Origin of the sequence: Clostridium sp. KLE 1755 (genome assembly GCF_000466465.2) — a bacterium.
GTDB lineage: Bacteria > Bacillota > Clostridia > Lachnospirales > Lachnospiraceae > Eisenbergiella > Eisenbergiella porci.
Genome location: NZ_KE992777.1, coordinates 1 through 2280, shown reverse-complemented (window position 1 = coordinate 2280; position 2280 = coordinate 1). Strand labels below are relative to the sequence as shown.

General features: G+C 53.9%; 1 protein-coding gene. It reads left to right on the top strand.

What is annotated here, in order from left to right:
* Positions 1 to 405 precede the first annotated feature (405 nt).
* A complete protein-coding gene (ftsH, locus tag HMPREF1548_RS25620; protein ID WP_021639684.1) occupies positions 406 to 2223 on the top strand; it encodes an ATP-dependent zinc metalloprotease FtsH in 1818 nt (605 codons plus the stop codon).
* Positions 2224 to 2280: the final 57 nt, after the last annotated feature.

Sequence of the window (2280 nt, the reverse complement as noted above, 5' to 3'; positions counted from 1 at the left end):
CCCGCCGGCAACTCCACCGGCACCCCGCTGGCAACTCCGCCAACAAAAACAGAACCGCCTCCCGGCGGCCCCTCTCCAATCCCAAGACCGGACGCTCCTGCAACGAAAAACAAAACCAATACCTAGCTGTATTGTATGCTACTTCCCCCCGGATGTAAAGTACTTTTTCCCCACCATGCAACTGTTCACTCCCCTCTCCCTCCCGCAAAAACCTCCGCCCCCCAAAACCCCTGTCCGCCTCTCCTGCTTCCCGTCCCCCCCTTCATGAAAAGACTCTAAAATTTATGAAATAATGCTATCTTTGGTTGACTTCCGCAAAATCCGGTATATATAATTACTGTTATAAGGATAAGAGTAACTAAAAAGAACCGGAACAAGTTACTGAATAAAAAGGAGCGCAAAATTATGCAAGAAGCCAAATCACCAAAGAAACCACTACTTTACTATTACTGTATTGCCATGCTTGTCCTTCTGGTCCTGAACGCCTTTCTTTTTCCCAGGCTCATGTCTGCCCAGGTAGAAGAGGTCGGCTACAACACCTTTCTTGAAATGATGGAAAAGAAAGAAATCGCCCAGGTACAGATTGAAAGCAACCAAATTGTATTTGCGGACAAAAATTCACCCACCGGTTTTTATAAAACAGGCCCTATGGAAGATCCTTCCCTTGTGGACCGGCTTTATGCATCCGGAGCCACCTTCGGCACGGAAATTGTAAAACAGCAGTCCTTCCTCGTCACCTTCCTGCTGACCTGGGTTCTGCCCCTCGTTGTAATGATAGCCATCGGCCAGTTCCTGATGCGCAAAATCATGAACAGCGGAGGCGGCGTCAATTCCATGGCCTTCGGAAAAAGCAACGCCAAGGTATACGTCCAGTCCGAAACAGGCATCAAATTCGCAGACGTGGCCGGCGAGGACGAAGCCAAAGAGGTGCTCTCCGAACTGGTAGACTACCTCCATGATCCCAAAAAATATCAGGAAATCGGCGCATCCATGCCCAAAGGCGCCCTCCTTGTAGGCCCTCCCGGAACCGGAAAAACCCTGCTTGCCAAGGCGGTGGCCGGCGAAGCCAACGTCCCCTTCTTCTCCATTTCAGGCTCCGAATTCGTGGAAATGTTCGTAGGCGCCGGCGCGGCCAAGGTCAGGGACCTGTTCAAACAGGCCAATGAAAAAGCCCCCTGTATCGTCTTCATCGATGAAATTGATACCATCGGCAAAAAACGTGACGGCGGCGGCTTTTCAGGAAATGACGAACGGGAACAGACACTGAACCAGCTCCTTACAGAAATGGACGGCTTCTCCAGCAACAACGGCGTCCTCATCCTGGCCGCCACCAACCGTCCCGAATCCCTGGATCCCGCGCTCCTGCGCCCCGGCCGTTTCGACAGGCGTGTGCCGGTGGAGCTTCCCGATTTGAACGGCAGGATTGCCATACTGAAGGTTCACGCCCAGAAAGTAAAGCTGGGTGACAATGTAGATTTTGCCGCCATCGCCAGAATGGCCGCAGGCGCTTCCGGCGCCGAGCTGGCCAACATGGTCAACGAAGCCGCCCTGAGCGCAGTCCGCGCAGGCCGCCGCTTCGTCACCCAGACTGATTTGGAAGAAAGCGTGGAAGTAGTCATTGCCGGTTATCAGAAAAAAGACCGCATCTTAAGCGACCGGGAAAAAATGATCGTTTCCTATCACGAAATCGGCCACGCCCTCGTTGCCGCCAGACAGACCAACTCCGCCCCTGTCACCAAAATCACCATTATCCCCAGGACCTCCGGCGCGCTGGGCTACACCATGCAGGTGGATCAGGGCGAACACAACCTGCTGAGCAAGGAAGAACTGGAAAATAAAATCGCCACCTTCTGCGGCGGCCGCGCTGCGGAAGAAATCATCTTCAACAGCATCACCACCGGAGCCTCCAACGACATCGAACAGGCCACCAAGCTGGCCCGCGCCTGCATCACCCGCTACGGCATGTCCGAGGACTTCGACATGGTAGCCCTGGAAACCGTCACCAACCAATACCTGGGCGGCGACACCTCCCTGGCCTGCTCCGAACATACCGCAGCGGAAATCGACAGGCTCGTCGTAGCCATGGTCAAAAAAGAACACGCCAAGGCCTGCGACATCCTCCGCAGCAATATAGGGAAACTCCATGAACTGGCCAAGTTCCTCTACGAAAAAGAAACCATCACGGGGGATGAATTCATGGCTATCCTGGATGGGGATGTGTAAGGAATAATTTTGTTTGTTGGTAACCCTCCCAGCCCCGCAGCGTCAGCTAACCGGGCC

What these genes read in the sequence shown, in the direction of transcription:
- ftsH (WP_021639684.1), top strand. Translation starts at nt 406, where the DNA reads ATGCAAGAAGCCAAATCACCAAAGAAACCACTACTTTACTATTACTGT.